This is a genomic window from Cellulomonas sp. P2_B4, assembly GCF_056404795.1.
This window is the reverse complement of record NZ_JBFUDI010000129.1, coordinates 1-509: the sequence shown is the minus strand read 5'-3', so window position 1 is coordinate 509 and position 509 is coordinate 1. Positions and strand designations below refer to the sequence as shown.

The 509-nt window shown below is 59.8% G+C and carries 1 protein-coding gene; it reads right to left on the bottom strand.

Annotation, left to right across the window (positions count from 1 at the left end; translation table 11 throughout):
- On the bottom strand, positions 1-509 hold a 509-nt coding region (locus tag AC1DZC_RS20475; protein WP_477044573.1), incomplete at both ends, for a hypothetical protein.

Sequence of the window (509 nt, the reverse complement as noted above, 5' to 3'; positions counted from 1 at the left end):
GTGTTGGTGACGGTCGCGTTGATTGACGAGCCGACGATTCCGGTGGTGTCCAGCTTCAGGCCGAAATTGGTGTTGTTGGACACCAGGCTGTTGCTGATCGTTACCTTTGCCGAGAAGCCGGCGGCCGGGTTGACCAGGATACCGCCGGTGTTCGCGTTGCCCCCGACACCCGATTCGGAGATCGTTACATTGTCGAGGAACAGCTGGCCGCTGGCGTTGGCCGGCGAGAAATTGACCCCATAGCCGTTACGAAACCCGCGAATCTTCGTGTTGCGCACATGAACCRCGGCGGCATTCAGGATATAGATGCCGTTCACGCCAGCCGATCCGGTCTGGCCCAGGCCTTCGAAATCGAAGCCGCTGATATGGACGACAGCGGTCGTGCTGTTGATGATGAAGGCATTGGTCGCCGCCACCAGCACGCCGGTCTCGGTATTGTCGCACACCAGCGAGATCGATTTGGTGATCGTCAGCGAGCCGAAGCCGCCCGGATCGAGGCAGTTGATCTC